This window comes from Methanosarcina horonobensis HB-1 = JCM 15518 (assembly GCF_000970285.1).
Taxonomy (GTDB): Archaea; Halobacteriota; Methanosarcinia; order Methanosarcinales; family Methanosarcinaceae; genus Methanosarcina; species Methanosarcina horonobensis.
In genome coordinates this window covers 4484895-4502070 of record NZ_CP009516.1, presented here as the reverse complement: position 1 = coordinate 4502070, position 17176 = coordinate 4484895, and the positions used below count along the sequence as shown (strand labels likewise).

Here is a 17176-nt window from a genome sequence, read left to right as displayed (position 1 = left end):
TGGCATCCTTTCTCTCTTCGGTGAACCTGATTGGTAATTATTTAATTAATGGAATTATCTAATGTAGAGAAAACTCTATCAGTCTATTTACATACTAGATTTAACTGCAAACTATTTGCGAGGCCGGAGGCATAAAATTGAATCTAATATTAGGAGCAACAGGACAGATAGGCTCAATGCTTGTCGATAATCTTTTAAAGAAAGGTCAACCCGTAAGAGCTGTTATTCGAAACGGTCTCAAAGCACAGGAATTAAAAAATAAGGGAGCTGAGGTTAAGATTGCAGATTATTTTGATGTAGAAGCCTTAAAAGTAGCCTTTCAAGGTGGGAGTTCGGTTTTTCTATTAACACCTGAAAATCCTCAATCTGAGAACTTTATAAGTGAAACTCAAATGATTATAAACAATTATAGAGAGGCTATTTCATCATCTGGAGTCACTAAGATTATTGGTTTATCTTCTATGGGAGCACAGCACGAATCTGGAACAGGCAATCTGGTAGCATCTTATATACTGGAACACGCATTCTCTGACCTTAAAATTGAACAGATTTTTGTTCGACCTGCTTATTATTTTAGCAACTGGCTTAGATATCTGGAACCGGTTAAGGAGTATGGAATACTGCCAACTTTTTTCCCACCTGAGATGAAGTTACCTATGATTGCTCCACCAGATGTTGCGGAATTCTTGTCAGATTTGATGATATGCGAAACTCCCCTTGAAAGAATATATGAAGTAACAGGACCTCGTGCTTATAGTTCTTCAGACATAACAAAAGTATTTGAAGATGTACTGAATAGAAATGTCACTTTACAGCAAGTGCTGCCTGAGGAATGGGAAAGTACACTGGTACAGGCAGGGTTCTCAAAAGATGGGGCAAAAAATCTTGTACTTATGACAAAAGCAGTTATTGACGGAAAAACTAAAAATGAAACGACTAATCGGATTTGTTTTCCTACAGATTTCAAAAAGTACTTGAAAAACGTTATATAAAATTTCTTTATTGGAACTTCTTTTTTCTAAACTTCCGGGTATAATTGGGGTATAATTGGGTAAGTTAGCAGAACAAACAAAATGCTCTGCTAAAAAACACTAAATCACAACCAAGGTTGCGATTTACAACCAGGGTTGTGACCGAGCCAAAATAATAGGGGTTATGAATAGTGTTGCCGACAGAATCCAAAAAGAAATTCTTTCGGGTTTATACCTTTGGTCCAACTATCCAGGTCACAATCCTGCTGTTTTCCTGATCTTTTGAGGTCTCGCAGAGTACTTTTCCATCGTGCATGTGGGATTCACAGGAATAGCTGACTTTGTCCTGCTTTCCTGTATATTTGAAGTGTATTTTGAAGTATCCTTCCGAGCACCCTATGCCATACTTGATCCAGCCTTCAATATCCGCTCCACCCTCACAGCTCCCTTCACATGCAACGAGCTCAAAGCTTTTTTCCTCATAGGACCCGACATTTTCCGGAGCCGTGTGGCCTTTTTTGTACATCCCTTTTTCAATCTTCTGAGCCTGAAGCACAAAGTTCTCCTCGGTATTGTTCAGGATCTTCAATTGCAAGCCTTCAAGAACTTCCATAGTTTGTGTCTCTGACATCTTTTATTACCCCGATAAATAAAGAATAAATTTCAGATAAGAGATTACCTCTAATAAATAAAAAAGTATCTCAAAATATCTGAGAGTTAATATAATAATTAAAGGAAAGAAAACCAAAGAGTAAAGTCTCGAATTAACTGAAGCCTGGAAAATATCTCTCCGGCAAACAAAGATTCTTAAAATAAAAAGTTCTGAGTTTCAGGCTCTCTTCATGCCGGAAGTACTGCTATATAACCTGTACTTAATCTGTACAGATACAGGGCTTTTGCTTGCAGGTGGGACAGACCCCGGGGTACTTTTTAAGGAATGCCTTTTCCAGATCGACTCCGTAAAGGTTGGCAAGAGCTCCTATCCAGGCAAAGCAGTCTGAAAGTTCCTCTTCTATGTTCTCAGGCTCTTCTCTGCGAATGGCTTCGGCAAGTTCTCCTACCTCTTCCACAAGCCAGAGCATTGTAGCCTTTCCTCCTCGCCTTCTGTCATTATGGGCATAGAGTTCATGCATAAGCTTCTGAAACTCTGAAATTTCCATCTCTTTTCTCCTCTGCCAATATTTTGTTTAATTCTCTTTCGTTAATGTCTAAACTGATAACCCTGACAAAATGTCCACCTCGAGAACATCCAGTTGACAGATATCTGCCCGGATAGATATCCTGCTGTCCTTTTTTAGTAGTTCATAGCCTTACAGGAATTTCCCTCTCTCTAAGGTACTCTTTTACTTCCCGTACCGAATATTCGCTAAAGTGGAAGATACTTGCTGCAAGGGCAGCATCGGCTTTTCCTTCAGAAAACCCTTCATAGATGTGCTGCGGATTTCCGACTCCTCCCGAAGCGATAATTGGAATATCCAGTTCTTCTGAGAGTTTCCTTGTGATGGGGAGATCATAGCCCGCGCATGTTCCATCCCTATCCATGCTTGTAAGCAGGATTTCTCCGGAGCCCAGCTCTTCTGCTCTTCTTGCCCACTGCACGGCATCAATTCCTGTGGCTTCCCTACCTCCGTAAACTACCACTTCGTACCAGGCAGGAGTCCCGTCTTCCAGCTCGAGAATAGTCTTTTCAGGATTGTTCTTTACATCTGTGTTTCGTCTGCAGTCAATAGCAGTAACAATGCACTGGGCTCCGAATATGTCGGAAGACTCTTTGATAAAGTCAGGATTCTTCACGGCTGAGGTATTGACAGAAACTTTATCAGCGCCTGCCCTGAGGATCTGTCGGATGGCATCAATCGAACTGATCCCGCCTCCCACAGTGAGAGGGATGAAGACTTCGTCTGCAGTCCTTTCGATGACATCGATCATGGTTTCCCTGCCGTGAGCGGAAGCTGTGATATCCAGAAAAACAAGCTCGTCCGCACCGTCTTCATTATAACGCTTGGCGAGCTCCACAGGGTCTCCGGCTTCTTTCAGGTCCACAAACTCCACGCCCTTGACAACACAGCCGCCTGCTCTGTCAAGGGTTACATCAAGGCATGGTATGATTCTTTTGGTGAGCATCTAAGGGATAATGAAATTAACTGTTATTAAAAGCTTATTGAAATTAAACCGATAAATGTCGAAAAGGCGGCAGGCTGCTGGAAGTGATAAAAGTTGTTAGAAAAGACGGAGGCTGTTAGAAGAGGCAGAAATGGAGTACTTAAGGTAAGGCAAAGATAGATAACTAAACCAGAACTTATGCAAAAGACGCCGGGACTTAACCAAAAATGTTCATCACTCGTGCCCCTTCAAGTCTGGACATCTCTATCTCGGAACATTCCAGCACTTTCTTTTTTATCCTTATCGGAGCTCCCACCCGGAGAGCGAGGGCAATGCAGTCGCTTGGCCTTGCATCAAACTGCATTATGTTATTATCTTTTCTTACCAGAAGGCGGGCATAATATACTCTATCCACCTTGTCATCGATCATTACGCCCTCAATTTTAATTCCCAGGCGGTCAAAAATATTGACCATCAGGTCGTGCGCCATGGGGCGAGGAGGAGAGATATTTTTAAGCACATTTCCTATTGAAAGGGCTTCCAGATGCCCGATATAAATCGGAAGCATCTCACCTTTTAAATTCTCAAGAAGTACAACAGGTGTGGGGTCGTTGAAGACGTCGACTATATATACATCTTTGACACGAATTTCTTCAAAGTCCTCGTATATGTCGATGTCCATATCAAGTAGTTAATTTCACACTTATTAATACCTTATTTAATTTTTTTTAATTTATTAAAGAAGATTCCTACAGACTTATTTCGTATCTCTTTTCAGCGACAGTTTTTGCAGTCTTAACCTCTTCGGAAGCCATATTTACCAATCAAAGGTACGAAAACAACGTCGCCTTTTTTTTTCCTGTGTATATTGCCCTTACTATCTTTTTTAACCTTTATAAGCTCCTGCGAATAATTTCCTACAGGAATTACCAGTATACCTCCGGGTTTCAGCTGTTCCAGCAGAGGCTCTGGAATAGAGGGTGCTGCACATGTTACAGCTATTCTATCATAAGGCGCATACTCGGGGTAACCCATTGACCCATTTTCAAGTAATACTGTAACGTTATCATACCCTGTTTCCTTCAGGTTATTCCTTGCAAAATCTACAAGAGAATCTATTCGTTCTACAGTGTAAACATGCCCGGTTTTTCCTACAAGCTCTGCCATCACTGCAGCATTGTATCCGGAACCTGCCCCTATTTCCAGGACTTTATGTCCTTCAGACAGCTCTAGGACTTCACACATGATAGCAACCATATGAGGGGCAGATATCGTTTGCCCATGGCCGATTTCCAGGGGCCTGTCCGTATAAGCTGCCCTTTGCTCATATTCCGGAACAAACATGTGCCTGGGAACACGGAGCATGGCCCTGAGCACTTTTTCGTCCAGTACGAAACCTTCAAGCCCTTCTACAAGAAGCTTGCGGAGCTTTTCGAACTCTTCTCTCTCTTCTTCTCTTTTTTTTCTATCCTCACCACGGTCCTTTTCTGAAACTGCGTTGACCAGAACCATCCCCCTTCTTTCTGGCAAAAATCCTTTTCACATATTTTGCAAGTACGACATCGCCTTTTCTGGACCTGAATATTCCGTCTCTGACTTTTATTTTGTTGATGAAAAGGCGGGTGTTCCCAACTTTTTCTTCCGCTCCCACAACAAATTCGTAATCTCCAGGAACGCGTTTTTCAATTACCTCTGTTTTTTCAGTTCCTTCCTGTGCAGAAAACTTTACAGTCACCTCATCGATGGCTCTCCCCCATATTGTTTCGGTGTTTTCTGCCTTAGCTACTTTGACCCTTTTTCCTCCCGCATCAAGGGCTGTAATCAGGATAGGACAGACTACACCTGTTTCTTCATCGTCAACAACCAGTTCGTCGTCTACCTGAAGGATAGTCTCGGAATCGAGTTCGGTTTTGTAGGTATTCGAAATATCCTGTTTGCTTACTATAACCTTCAAACTGACTGATTTAGGGGTTTTTATCTTCGCTGCATGTACCTGTCCGCACTCAAGACAGCGGACAAGCGGACTCTGTCCTTCTTTAAGGACCTCGTGCCCTATTTCCTCTCTCGGAGAGCATGAGGGGCACTCCACTTCAATTTCTCTCATCATAGTCTAATCAATAGATGGATTCAAGATACTAAATACTTAACTTCTCCGGTGATGTTTTCCAGAATGTATTCTGCCGGAGTTGTCAGGAAGAAAAAAAGTTACAGGAAAATAAAAAAGCAAGAGCAAAAGCAGAATTTCACTATATTAAGGATTTATGATCTGTAATCGCCTGTTTATAAATCAGCTTTCCTGGACTGCTTTCAAGCATTCTGAAGGAACAGAAATTCCAGCTACGGATGTCATGTTTTCAGAGGATATCGGGTGTTTTTGCCTTGTTTTTCTTCTCTTTGCGAAAGTAATTTCGTTCAGAGGTCTTGCCCAGATTGTGTCAAGCTCCTCAGCAAGGGCAGAAGAAACCCTCCTTACTCCAACCTGGAGCGAAGTTATAACAAATGGGCTGCCGTCGCCGGTTTTTACTTTATCCAGGACTATTTCTTCATCTTCGCATAGAAGTTCTCCGGCACTCAGCTTTACCCAGCGGGTGAAGGGCTGCTCTATCCTGTTTACGAAGACCCTTACGCTTACTTTTTCAGGAATTTTTATCCCCTGGGCAACGTAAACAAGCCCGCACTCAAGGCAGTGCACCAGAGGGCTTATTCCAAGTTTTATCAGTTCATGCGAGACTCTTTCCTCAGGCGAACATGAGGGACATTCTATTTTGATATGCTGTGTCATGGCAAGTCTGATTTTTTAATTCTTCTTATTCTACTTAATAGTTTCGTAAAGCTTTTTATATGCATGTTAGGAATACTGCTTCCTGTTTCCTATCAGTCTGCTCGATATCAAAAGTTTTATTATATTGAAACGCGTAGTCTAGTATCTCATAATTGAGACGCATCTCAAAATTAAGGCAATATGGGTGCCGAGCGTGTCGGACATTGAATACCTGAAGAAACTTGCCCTCAGAGGGGCAGTAAATAAAACTGTTAAGGTCTCTTCTAGTGAGTTTCACAAGCATACGGGGGATAGTTCCAAAACCGCAGCACGAAAGCTAAAACAGCTTGAGGAAGAGCGGCTAATTGAAAGAAAAATAGTTCCCGGTGGCCAGTTGATAAAAATGACAGAAAAAGGGATTGAAATCCTAAAGAACGAATATGTTGAATACAGCAGGATATTTTCCTCAGAGCCCGATACTCTGGAACTAGAAGGAAACGTGCTTAAAGGCCTTGGCGAAGGTCAGTACTATATAAACATCCCCGGATACAGGAAACAATTTGAAGAAAAACTGCACTTCGTACCCTTTCCGGGAACCCTTAACGTGCAGCTTTCGGAAAACAGCTCAGCTCTTCGAAACAGGCTGCGAGAAATGCCTGCTGTCCGGATAGACGGTTTCAATGACGGGGAACGCACTTTCGGGGGTGGAAACTGTTATCCTGTCAGAGTAGGGGGCATAGAGGCTGCTGTTGTCGTCCCTGACAGGACGCATTACCCTTCAGATTTAATTGAGATTATTGCACCGGTAAAACTCAGGGATGCCCTGAAATTAAAAGACGGAGATAAAATTGTGACAAGGCTAAAAAAGCAGGGTACGGAGGGACAGTAATGAGTGAGAGCACGGTATACGAATGCCTGAAGTACGGTAACGAGAACATCAACAGGGCGCTGGAAGCCCTGCGTGCCGGGAAAATGATCCAGATCTATGACTCGGACTCCAGGGAAGGAGAAACAGATCTTGTAATCCCTGCAAAGGTTGTCACTTACACGGATGTGAAGTGGATGCGAAAAGATGCAGGCGGGCTTATCTGCGTTGCAGTGGACCCTGTGGCATCAAAGCAGCTCAAATTACCCTTTATGGCAGAACTTGTCAGAGAAGCCAGCAAAACCAGCGACTCCCTTGGAGAAGTAGTTGAAAAAGACGGGGATCTTAAATACGATTCACATTCTTCTTTCTCTCTCTGGGTCAACCACAGGGATACAAGGACAGGTATTCCTGATATTGAAAGAGCTCTTACAATCAGGAAAATAGGAGAAATCACAGAAGGATCCCTTTCAGGAAACGGAGTCCGTTTTGGAAACGAGTTCAGAACTCCGGGGCACGTGGCTCTCCTGAGGGCTGCCGAAGGTCTTCTTGATGAGCGTATGGGTCAGACCGAACTTTCAGTCGCTCTTGCCCGGATGGCAGGAATCACCCCTGCAATGGTTGTCTGTGAGATGTTGGACGATGAGAGCGGAAAAGCTCTTTCAAAAGAAAAATCTAAAGAATATGGCAAAGATCACGGGCTTATCTTCCTTGAAGGGCAGGAAATAGTTGAAGCTTACATGCTGTGGACAGGTGCAGGCTGCTGAAATATTCTTTTTTTGTTTCCCTTCTTGTCCTTTTTAACTCCCAACTTATTTGTTAACTTTCTTTTTTCTATTTTTTGACAGGCACTATTTACTACTGCCCGATAGGTTTCGATCACTTCAGGTTTAATCTTCAACTATATTAGAAAACCAGAGTCCCAAAATATTAACTGCTTAACAGTGGACAATCTGCATTTTAATGACAGCAGAATATTATAATATAAAACAGCGCAAGTTAGTATACAATAATAGCATTATCTCTGGCTTACATAGCCTTTGATTTTTGTTTTCTTTCCTGATTTTGCGGTTTGAAGTTAGGGGATGTTATCCGGTGATACACAGGTTTAAAAAAGTCCAACGAGTTCTTGTGCTTGTACTTTTCCTGAACCTTGCCGTAGCTTTTGCTAAAATTATCTACGGAACCCTGAGCGGTGCTCTCAGTATGACCGCAGATGGTTATCATTCTCTTTTCGATGGGGTCTCAAACATTGTAGGACTAATAGGAAGTTTCATTGCAGCACGCCCTCCGGATAAAGAGCACCCTTACGGCCACCATAAATATGAAACGGTAGCCTCTATTTTTATTTCCCTGCTCCTTCTTTATGTGGGTTTTGAGATTTTCCGGAATGCATTTGACCGTTTTCTTGTCCGGAGTGTACCTGAGGTAACAGCTATCAGTTTTCTCATTATACTGGGCACGATGTGCATTAACTATCTGGTTACTCATTATGAGTACAGACAGGGTTTATCCCTGAAAAGCCAGGTCCTTATTGCTGACTCATTACATACAAAAAGCGATATTTATGTTTCTCTTTCAGTAATAGTAAGCCTGGCTGCCGTAAGGCTGGGCTTTCCTCTTCTTGACCCTGTAATTGCTCTTCTTATATCCCTTATTATCTTCAGGGCCGGGTTCCGGATTATGAAGGAAAGCTCAAAGGTCCTGCTCGATATGTCCAGGCTTGAGGAAGAAGAGATATGCAGACTTGCCCTGGGGGTTGAAGGAGTACTGGGCTGCCATAAGATCAGGACTCGCGGAGGAATGGGGGATATCCGAATAGATATGCATGTGCTTGTACAGCCTGACATGCCTCTGGAAGAAGCCCATCTTATTGCTCACAGAGTAAGCAAAATGCTGAAAGCCGAATACGAGGACGTTACTGATGTGGTTGTGCACCTTGAGCCCGCCTTACCCCAAGGATCAAATACCAAAAAAACCAGTTAAGATGCATGGCTGGAAACGTTTTCGGGCAAATGTTTCAAATCACGACCTGGGGCGAGTCTCACGGCAGGGCTGTCGGTGTCGTGGTTGACGGGCTGCCTGCAGGGCTTCCTTTTTCAGAAGCTGACATCCAGAAAGAACTGGACAGGCGGCGCCCTGGGCAGAGTGAAGTCTCCACACCGAGAAATGAGGCTGACAGGGTGGAGATACTTTCCGGAATTTTCGAAGGCATGAGCACGGGCACTCCCATCTCCATGCTGGTCTGGAACTCTGATGCTCGATCCTCTTCTTATGATGCTATTAAAAATACCCCTCGCCCAGGACATGCTGACTTTACTTACATGGCAAGATACGGAATAAGAGACCATCGAGGAGGAGGCAGGTCTTCAGCCCGCGAGACTATAGGCAGGGTTGCAGGCGGCGCCCTGGCAAAGCTTCTACTTTCCCATTTTGGTATCCGGATTGCAGGGCACGTGCTCGAACTCGGCGGGATCCGGGCAAAACCTCTCTCTTTTGAAGAAATCCTCGAAAATGTCGAAAAAACTCCTGTTCGCTGCGCAGACCCAGAAGCTGCAAAGAAAATGCTTGAAAGGGTTGCAGCGCTGAGGCAGGAAGGAGACAGCGTCGGCGGGATTGTCGAGCTTATTATAAAAGGTGTGCCTGCAGGCCTTGGAGAACCCGTATTTGACAGGCTTGATGCAGACTTTGCAAAAGCTCTTATGAGTATCCCCGCGGTCAAAGGCTTTGAAATCGGAGCCGGATTTGAGGCAGCCCGCATGCGTGGAAGTGAGATGAATGACTCCTTCCGCATGGAGGACGGAAAAATCACCTGTCCAAGCAATAACGCAGGCGGGATTCTTGGAGGAATTTCGACAGGTCTGGATATCGTTTGCAGGGCGGCAGTAAAACCCACACCTTCCATTAGCAAACTTCAGCAAACCGTTGACCTTACAACTCTGGAAAACACTGATATCGTTATCAAAGGGCGGCACGACCCCACGATTCCCCCGCGTATGGTGCCGGTTGCCGAAGCTATGGTTGCTCTTGCCCTTGCTGACCATATGCTCAGGAGCGGTTTTATTAATCCAAGGACTCTGCTGGAATAAAGGAAATACGTACAATTGCGGCTTTGATTTTCATAACTTACTCTGATCATGTACTTTCCGCCGCAAATTACTTTTTTAATCCTATTAAAGATAATCCGGCACGTAGTCGTTTGATTCAGATGAGTTTGCTTGAATTTCGATGTAAATAGTTGTAGACTCATGAAATTTCTTTTTTTGCACTGTCAAAAACACCTGCAGTAACTATAGCCTTATAAGTTTTCTGTCCATAGTCTCGAACAATCGAAGATCAGGAAATAATTTCGTACTTTAAAAGAATACGAAAAAATGTCAGTTTGATGATCTGGCTAGAAAATTTATATAGAGTCTGTTAAAAATCAATTATGGAGTTCAAATATACTTTCCAGACTCACCTGAACTCCACTTTTCAGAGACATGGCTATGCCGGTTTTGAGGGTTCTTAAGGCTTGCATGATCCTGCCTCTGGAGTAAAGGATAGAGTCAAAGGCATGGTAAACAGGAATTACGGAACTAAGGATGATTATTGAAGCATAGGGACTACTGGTGGAGGAGTTTTGTAAATTTGAATAGTTACTTTCGTACTTTTTCAATTTCAGGGGAATCTTGGTGATAATATGAGTAGAAAACCATTAAGACTACTTATTGTTTTTTTGGTTCTAATCCTGCTTTCAGAACCTGCACTTGCAGATAGTTTCTATTTACCTGACCAGGATGAAATTACAGAGAAAACAATTCACTGGTCAGAAATACCCATGTATAATGTGCCATACTATTCCTGGCACGATAACCCGGAGGAAATAATCTCCCTGCTCTCAAAGTTAAGTAAAGAATCTCTTAAAAACTGTACTGATCCTGAAAGTAAGATATACGACCCCAGTGTGCTAAAAGCGTATGGAAGTGTTCCGGAAATTAAAAACACCTCTCAGCTGGCTGAGTTCAGTTCAACCCTGCAGGATGTAAGAGACAGTTCTATTTTTGAAGTAAAGCCTTACCTCTATCCTGATGGTCCGATAGTCGATTACGGATCCGGTCCTATGCCCGGGTATTTCTTGATTAAACTCTATGATTATGAAGGTAGTAGAACTATCTATTCAGAAAATGAGTTAAAAGAAATCTACAACATTGTAAAAAATAACGCGATTAAAGCCGGACTTGATGAAGTCCCGGTTATGTTTTGTCTCTGGAATAAACCGGCAATGTTCTATTTTCCTGAAAGTAATTCTACATTTGGCAGGAACGTTGTTCAACTGACAGATGTTGAATTTCCGGTGCTTTACTATTATTTGTCTAATTCTTCATCCTTACAAGTTATAAAAAATAGTTCTCTTGATGAAATAAAGCCATACTTCTACCCTGAAGGGCCGATAATTTCCTACGGTTCAGAGATGATGGATGAAGTTTTTCCAATAGAACTTTATTATAAAGAAGAGGAAACGGTTTATTCAAAGAATAAACTTAACGAAATTTGCAATATTATGAAAGAACATGCGATTAAAGCCGGTCTTGATGGTGTTTCCGTTGTGTTCTACAACAAGAAAGGCATGGTCCGTTTTGATTACCTTTATGACGATTCACATTTTCAGTCCTTCAGCTAGGTTTCAGGCAGTAGTGGTGGATTAGAAAATTCTACATTAAATTTCTCTACTCAAGTAAACGACAGAAAAATCACTGCATTTCCAATAGAGGACATCAACCATGTTGTAGCAATTGGGTTATGTGCAACATTATTGTTAATTTTCGGAGTAATTATATTAAAAAATTAGTCCTGTTACTCTCTAATTGTTATATCTTGCCTGAATTTTCTTATTATTTAATTTTTATTTTTATGAATTTGCCTTTTAAAATCAAAATGTGAGGAATCCGACTTGAAAATAAGTGAATTGATAGTTATTTTTTTACTGATGGTTTCATTGATATTTGGATCAGGCTGCATTGACAGCAGTAGTGAACCAGTTAAAGAAACCGGCATGGAAGGGATTACAGATAACCTGGATAATATATCCAATGATACCTTTTTCTATGACACCTCTGCCCCTTCACCTGTTGAAAATTTCTCCGAAAAGAGCAATACTATTGAACTTGAAAAGCAAAGCTCTTTTTCTGGATATTACAGTAAAGAAAATCTACAGTTTGGAGCTTCCGTTCCCACTTATTCTTTACCTCTTGAGGCATCCGAAATTTCAAACTATGGTGATTTCATCCAAAATATTCCCCTGACGAACGAAAGCAGGAATTTGCTGTACAAAAATGGGTTTGTTGTAATTGAAAATCGGGCTATTGAAAACCTGCCCGGAGCAGGGAACACACGGGTAAATGATACTTACAGAGACCTGAAAGTGGCTGATGTTCCTATTTTCATTACGTCTGATTCTCTTCTTCACCTTTATCACATCCAGTTTGATGAGACGCTAAAAAGGGCGGAATCAGGGAAATTTTACGATGAGCTGTGGAAACTTGACAAAGCTCTCCTTGAAGCCTCCGTAGAGGATTATGACAGTGCATCAGGACTAGAAAAAGAAGCTGCAAGAAGAAATGTAGCATATTTTGCGGTTGCTTTGAGCCTTCTTGAACCGAAATCCGACCAGATAGGGCAATCATGGGAGAATTTTGGGGAAATTGCACTATTCGATTCTCAGGAAGCAAAAAAATACAGTTTTGAAATTCCTTCTTTTGTAAAAATAGATGTAGACACTGAACTGCACCTGATAGAGGAACAGGAGGGAGGAATATCTCCAATTTTCAAGTACGGAGAAGATTACTCTCAGTACACCCCAAGGGGACATTACACTCACTCTGAGAAACTGAAGAACTATTTTATGGCTATGATGTGGCACGGCAGAATCAGTATGCTACTTCAGCCGGAAATGATTTCTTCAGAAGACCCGGAAAAGGAAGCAAAAATTCAGACTATTCAGGCCTTTTTAATTTCTGACCATTTTGACAGGGACAAAGGCCTCAGAGACAGGTGGGATAGAATTTACGAGGTAACGGCTTTCTATGTCGGTTTTTCCGACGATCTCGGGCCCTATGAATACGCAAAAGTTCTGGATACTGTCTTTGGGGGGAATAGGTATGGAGTGAGTTTCAATAATGAAAGCCTGGCAGAACTGAAAACCGAGCTGGAAATATATAAAAGTCCGAAAATCTACGGCGGGACAGGGAAAATAATTCTTGCAGGTTCCGAAACTGAAAACAAAACTCTTGATGCTACAAAAGGTTTCAGGTTCATGGGTCAACGCTACATCCCTGATTCCTATGTTCTCCATAAGCTCGGTACTCCTGCCCTGAACATCATGGATCTTCTCGGTTCTGAAAGGGCCAGAGAGCACCTGAAAAACATGGGTATTTCTGAAAGTGAAGAACATAAAAATAGCCACCTATCTCTGGAAAAAGAATTTGGAGCTTTTGATGAAGAAGACTGGAACAAAGACCTTTACTGGGCTCAATTATACACCTTAAAGCCCCTTCTTGTAAGCTATCCAGAAGGTTATCCTACCTTCATGCAGACCGAAGCCTGGGAAGATAAACAGCTTAATACAGCTCTTGCTTCCTGGACAGAACTCAGGCATGATACTATTCTCTATGCAAAGCAGGCCTACTTCACAGGTTCTGTCCAAATTCCGGAAGAAAAGCCTGTGGAGGGTTATGTGGAGCCAGTGCCTGAGTTCTATGCTAGGATGATTGCTCTTACAAAAATGGCACATAGCGGGCTTGCTAAAATGGAAGTGCTTGATGAGCAGTCGGATAAAGACTTTTCAACTCTTGAAAACACCCTTGAAAGGCTGCTGGAAATCTCAATTAAAGAACTTGAAAACAAAGAGCTTACGGATGAAGAGTATGAGTTCATAAGAAATTTCGATCAGAATATATCCCCAATGCTTGAGAATGTGGATATAAAGTCCCAGATGTCCACTCTGGTTGCAGATGTTTATACAGGTCCGGGAGGAAGTGTTCTGGAAGAAGGGACAGGGAAACTGGACCTGATAGTAGTAGCGTACAAACAGCCTGACGGCAGGATCGTGCTTGGAGCAGGTCCTGTAATGAGTTATTATGAATTCTGGCAGCCTTCAGGAGAACGATTGACTGATGAAGAATGGAGGATAATGCTGAACAATAACCCTCCTGAAAGGCCGGAATGGGTTGAATCCTTTAGGGGATAAAAGATACTATTCTCAGTAGCTTCTTTTTTCACTTTCTTTTTTGAGCCTGTTTACTAAAATCAAAATCAAGATGTGAGGGATTTCACTTGAAAATAAATGCATTGATGGTTATCTTCCTGCTGGCGATAACACTTGTTTCTGGGTCCGGCTGCATTGACAGCAGCGGGACAGTAAAAGAAACCGAATTGGAAGAAATGGCTGATAACCTGAACGCCAGCAATAGCGACCCTGTTACAGAAACACGCCAGAAAGAAATGACCGATAGACTGGGTGTTTCGTTTAACAATACCTGGGAAACTGTTCCTGTAGAGAATTTTTTGAAAAGAGCAATACCCTTGAAATTGAAAAGGAAAGCTCCTTTTCCAGATATTACAGCAAAGAAAACCTGCAGTTTGAGGCTGATGTCCCCGCTTATTCTTTGCCTCTAAAGGCTTCGGAGCTTGAGAATTATTATCTTTTCACTCAACAGATTCCCCTTATAAACGAAAACAGGAACTTACTGTACAAAAATGGGTTTGTTGTAATTGAAAATGATGTTACTAATAATCGATTTAAAGCGGAGCAGGTAAATGCGACTTACAGGAGCCTTAAAGTGGCTGGTGTCCCGATCTTCGTCACAACGGATTCTCTTCTTCATCTCTACCATATCCAGTTTGATGAGACTTTAAAGAGAATCGAGGAAGAGGAGTTTTACGATAAGCTCTGGGAACTTGACAAAGCTTTTCTTGAAGCTTCCATAGAGGACTATAACGAGGCAAAAGAAAACAATTCAGATGAAGAAGTAACAGAAGCTGCAAGAAGAAATGTTGCATATTTTGCAGTTGCTCTTAGTTTGCTTGAAGGGAAATCAGATCCAAACAGGATCGAAGCCAAATCTACAGAGGATCAGGGTTCCGAAAAACATAGCTTTGAAGTCCCTTCATTTGTAAAAGAAAACGTTGAAGCTGAACTCGCTTTGATAGAAGCTCACGAAGGTTTTGAGACCTCCCCGATTTTCCTGTATCAAGAAGATTACTCTCAGTACGTCCCAAGAGGGCACTACACATCCTCTGAAAAACTGATGAACTACTTCAAGGCCATGATGTGGCACGGTAGAATAAGTATGCTGCTCCGGTCAGGCATGATTACTGCAGAAGAATCAACAGCAGAAGAATCAACAACAGAAGAATCAATGACAGAAAGCTCAGCATTGGAAGAATTAGATAAGAAAGCAAGAGTTCAGACTTTTCAGGCCCTTTTAATTTCTGACCATTTTGACAGGGACGAAAACCTCCGGGCCAGATGGGATCGAATCTACGATGTAACAGCTTTCTATGTTGGTTTTTCCGATGACCTTGGGCCCTATGAATATGCAGAAGCTCTTGATGCTGTTTTTGGGGACGATAGAGAAAGAGTAAGCTTCGACAACGAAACTCTCACGGCACTGAAAGTGGAACTGGAAAAATATGAAGGTCCGAAAATCTATGGCGGAACAGGGAAAATAATTCTTGCAGTTCCGAAACTGAAAACGAAACTCTTGATGCTACAAAAGGTTTCAGGTTCATGGGTCAACGATACGTCCCAGACTCCTATATTCTCCATAAGCTCGGTACTCCTGCTCTGAATATAATGTATCTTCTCGGTTCTGAAAGAGCCAGAGAACATCTTATAAACCTGAGCATTTCCGAAAACGAAGATTATAAAGTGCGCTATCGATCTCTTGAATATGAATTTGGAGCTCTTAATGAAGATGATTGGAATAAAAATCTCTACTGGGCTCAATTGTATGCTTTAAAGCCTCTCCTTGTAAGTTATCCGGCGGGTTATCCTACTTTTATGCAGACCGAAGCCTGGGAAGATAAGCAGCTTAACACCGCCCTTGCCTCCTGGGCCGAGCTAAGGCATGATACTATCCTCTATGCAAAGCAGGCTTACTTTACAGGTGCTCCCTACGTGCCGCCTGAGGAGAAACCGGTTCAAGGATATGTGGAGCCGGTTCCCGAATTCTATGCCAGGATGCTTGCTCTTACAAAAATGGCACATTCCGGGCTGGCCGAAATGAAAGTACTTGATGAGCAGTCGGATAACGATTTTTCAACTCTTGAAAACACTCTTGAAAAACTACTGGAAATCTCTATTAAAGAACTTGAAAACAAAGAGCTGACGGATGAAGAGTATGAACTCATTAGAAATTTCGACCAGAACATAGCTCCGATGCTTGAGGACATCGATGGTGACGCCCAGAGCTCTGTTATGGTTGCAGATGTCTATACAAATTCGGGGAGCGTTTTGGAAGAAGGGACCGGAAAACTGGATCTGATAGTAGTGGCTTATAAACAGCCTGACGGCAGGATCGTTCTTGGAGCAGGTCCTGTAATGAGTTATTATGAATTCTGGCAGCCTTCAGGAAAAAGGTTGACTGATGAAGAATGGAGGATAATGCTGAACAATAACCCTCCTGAAAGACCGGAATGGGTTGAGTCTTTTAAGGTGTAAAGATGCTATTCTTAACACCTCCTTTATATGCTAATGATAGCGGTTTTCAAAACCTGACAAAAGGGAACTATTCAGGTGCAGGTGCAATTTTCAATGAAACTGGGGAGTCTATAGGATATATTCGGATTAACGGCTGGTATGTCCACGAAATAACTGTTGAAATGCAAAATGGTACATTAAAAACCATCGGACCGGATGACTCTCTGGAAAACCTCTACAGGGAAGCTGACTCACTGAACGGGTCTGTAACATCAACTTATTCACAAATGACCGGTGGAGAATTTTGCATGATAACTGTTGACACTCCAAACGGGACGGTGATATCTATTGAAAAGGTTGACGAGTTGCCTGAATGGACTACAAAAACTGTAATTAAAGAAGTTTTAGAAGATGACACTTAAGACGTGATCCGGCGTGATCCGAAACGCGGTTTTCAGGAGAAAAGCCCTTTATAAATCTTTAGGTGCTTTTTCCTCTCCTCGAAAATACTGACAGCAGCCATAGACACACTATGCTTCCATTCAAGTATCATACAATCTGTCATATGAAGTATTACTATTGAAATATACAGTCATAAATTAAGCATGAATTGTCTGGCAATCTGACTAAAAACTTTATAATTTATATAGAATGTGTTAGAAAAACAGTTTATATAGTTCAAACGACTTCCAGAGTGTATTTGATCCTGATCCATATCTTGTCCGAGGCATGGGTTTATGTTAACTTTGTGAATAATTAAAACTTGCCTGATCCTAGCTTTCCAGGAAATAGTC

The 17176-nt window shown here is 42.1% G+C and carries 16 protein-coding genes and 1 pseudogene; 9 read left to right on the top strand and 8 right to left on the bottom strand.

Annotated elements, in window-relative coordinates:
* The first annotated feature begins 137 nt into the window (after nucleotides 1–137).
* Nucleotides 138–992, top strand: coding sequence for an NmrA family NAD(P)-binding protein (locus tag MSHOH_RS19605; protein ID WP_048142220.1), 855 nt, complete (start codon nucleotides 138–140; stop codon nucleotides 990–992).
* Nucleotides 993–1200: 208 nt separating this feature from the next.
* On the opposite strand, the gene MSHOH_RS19600 is transcribed toward MSHOH_RS19605, so the two are convergent.
* The 7 genes from MSHOH_RS19600 to MSHOH_RS19570 form a co-directional block, all read right to left on the bottom strand.
* Nucleotides 1201–1602 (bottom strand): hypothetical protein, encoded by a 402-nt coding sequence (locus MSHOH_RS19600; protein ID WP_048142218.1) that lies wholly within the window; start codon nucleotides 1600–1602, stop codon nucleotides 1201–1203.
* Between the two features lie 241 nt (nucleotides 1603–1843).
* Nucleotides 1844–2131 (bottom strand): MazG nucleotide pyrophosphohydrolase domain-containing protein, encoded by a 288-nt coding sequence (locus MSHOH_RS19595; RefSeq protein WP_048142216.1) that lies wholly within the window; start codon nucleotides 2129–2131, stop codon nucleotides 1844–1846.
* 142 nt (nucleotides 2132–2273) lie between these two features.
* Nucleotides 2274–3095 carry an imidazole glycerol phosphate synthase subunit HisF gene (hisF, locus tag MSHOH_RS19590; protein WP_048142214.1) on the bottom strand — a complete coding sequence of 274 codons (822 nt, stop codon included), beginning with the start codon at nucleotides 3093–3095 and terminating at the stop codon, nucleotides 2274–2276.
* A gap of 196 nt (nucleotides 3096–3291) precedes the next feature.
* On the bottom strand, nucleotides 3292–3756 hold the full coding sequence (locus MSHOH_RS19585; protein WP_048142212.1) for a bifunctional nuclease family protein: 465 nt from the start codon (nucleotides 3754–3756) through the stop codon (nucleotides 3292–3294).
* Nucleotides 3757–3869: 113 nt separating this feature from the next.
* Nucleotides 3870–4586 (bottom strand): protein-L-isoaspartate O-methyltransferase, encoded by a 717-nt coding sequence (locus MSHOH_RS19580; protein WP_082089429.1) that lies wholly within the window; start codon nucleotides 4584–4586, stop codon nucleotides 3870–3872.
* Nucleotides 4546–5178: an HVO_0476 family zinc finger protein gene (locus MSHOH_RS19575; protein WP_239451070.1), complete on the bottom strand. Its 633-nt coding sequence runs from the start codon at nucleotides 5176–5178 to the stop codon at nucleotides 4546–4548. Before MSHOH_RS19575 ends, MSHOH_RS19580 begins: the two co-directional genes overlap by 41 nt.
* Nucleotides 5179–5361: 183 nt before the next feature.
* Nucleotides 5362–5856, bottom strand: a complete 495-nt coding sequence (locus MSHOH_RS19570; RefSeq protein ID WP_048142206.1) for an HVO_0476 family zinc finger protein — start codon at nucleotides 5854–5856, stop codon at nucleotides 5362–5364.
* Nucleotides 5857–6049: 193 nt separating this feature from the next.
* Here MSHOH_RS19570 and MSHOH_RS19565 point away from each other — a divergent pair, with 193 nt between their 5' ends.
* From MSHOH_RS19565 to aroC, 4 genes are all read left to right on the top strand, one after another.
* Nucleotides 6050–6724, top strand: coding sequence for a winged helix-turn-helix domain-containing protein/riboflavin kinase (locus MSHOH_RS19565; RefSeq protein ID WP_048142204.1), 675 nt, complete (start codon nucleotides 6050–6052; stop codon nucleotides 6722–6724).
* Nucleotides 6724–7467: a 3,4-dihydroxy-2-butanone-4-phosphate synthase gene (gene ribB / locus MSHOH_RS19560; protein ID WP_048142202.1), complete on the top strand. Its 744-nt coding sequence runs from the start codon at nucleotides 6724–6726 to the stop codon at nucleotides 7465–7467. The genes MSHOH_RS19565 and ribB overlap by 1 nt, the downstream gene beginning before the upstream one ends.
* Before the next feature lie 328 nt (nucleotides 7468–7795).
* Nucleotides 7796–8686, top strand: a complete 891-nt coding sequence (locus MSHOH_RS19555) for a cation diffusion facilitator family transporter (protein WP_204245352.1) — start codon at nucleotides 7796–7798, stop codon at nucleotides 8684–8686.
* 5 nt (nucleotides 8687–8691) lie between these two features.
* On the top strand, nucleotides 8692–9789 hold the full coding sequence (gene aroC, locus MSHOH_RS19550; protein WP_048142201.1) for a chorismate synthase: 1098 nt from the start codon (nucleotides 8692–8694) through the stop codon (nucleotides 9787–9789).
* A 335-nt stretch (nucleotides 9790–10124) separates the two neighbouring features.
* Here the strand turns inward: aroC and MSHOH_RS24430 are convergent, their stop codons facing one another.
* The gene (locus tag MSHOH_RS24430; RefSeq protein WP_162197664.1) at nucleotides 10125–10358 is read right to left on the bottom strand and encodes a hypothetical protein; all 234 of its coding nucleotides are present in this window, start codon (nucleotides 10356–10358) and stop codon (nucleotides 10125–10127) included.
* Between the two features lie 24 nt (nucleotides 10359–10382).
* Here MSHOH_RS24430 and MSHOH_RS19545 point away from each other — a divergent pair, with 24 nt between their 5' ends.
* The 4 genes and pseudogenes from MSHOH_RS19545 (at nucleotide 10383) to MSHOH_RS19530 (ending at nucleotide 16804) form a co-directional block, all read left to right on the top strand.
* Nucleotides 10383–11363, top strand: coding sequence for a hypothetical protein (locus MSHOH_RS19545; protein WP_048142199.1), 981 nt, complete (start codon nucleotides 10383–10385; stop codon nucleotides 11361–11363).
* Between the two features lie 306 nt (nucleotides 11364–11669).
* The gene (locus tag MSHOH_RS19540) at nucleotides 11670–13928 is read left to right on the top strand and encodes a DUF3160 domain-containing protein (protein ID WP_048143669.1); all 2259 of its coding nucleotides are present in this window, start codon (nucleotides 11670–11672) and stop codon (nucleotides 13926–13928) included.
* 104 nt (nucleotides 13929–14032) lie between these two features.
* Nucleotides 14033–16403, top strand: a pseudogene (locus MSHOH_RS19535) (DUF3160 domain-containing protein).
* Nucleotides 16404–16405: 2 nt separating this feature from the next.
* Complete coding sequence (locus MSHOH_RS19530; protein ID WP_239451069.1) at nucleotides 16406–16804, top strand: hypothetical protein; 399 nt, start codon at nucleotides 16406–16408, stop codon at nucleotides 16802–16804.
* The last annotated feature ends 372 nt before the right edge of the window (nucleotides 16805–17176 follow it).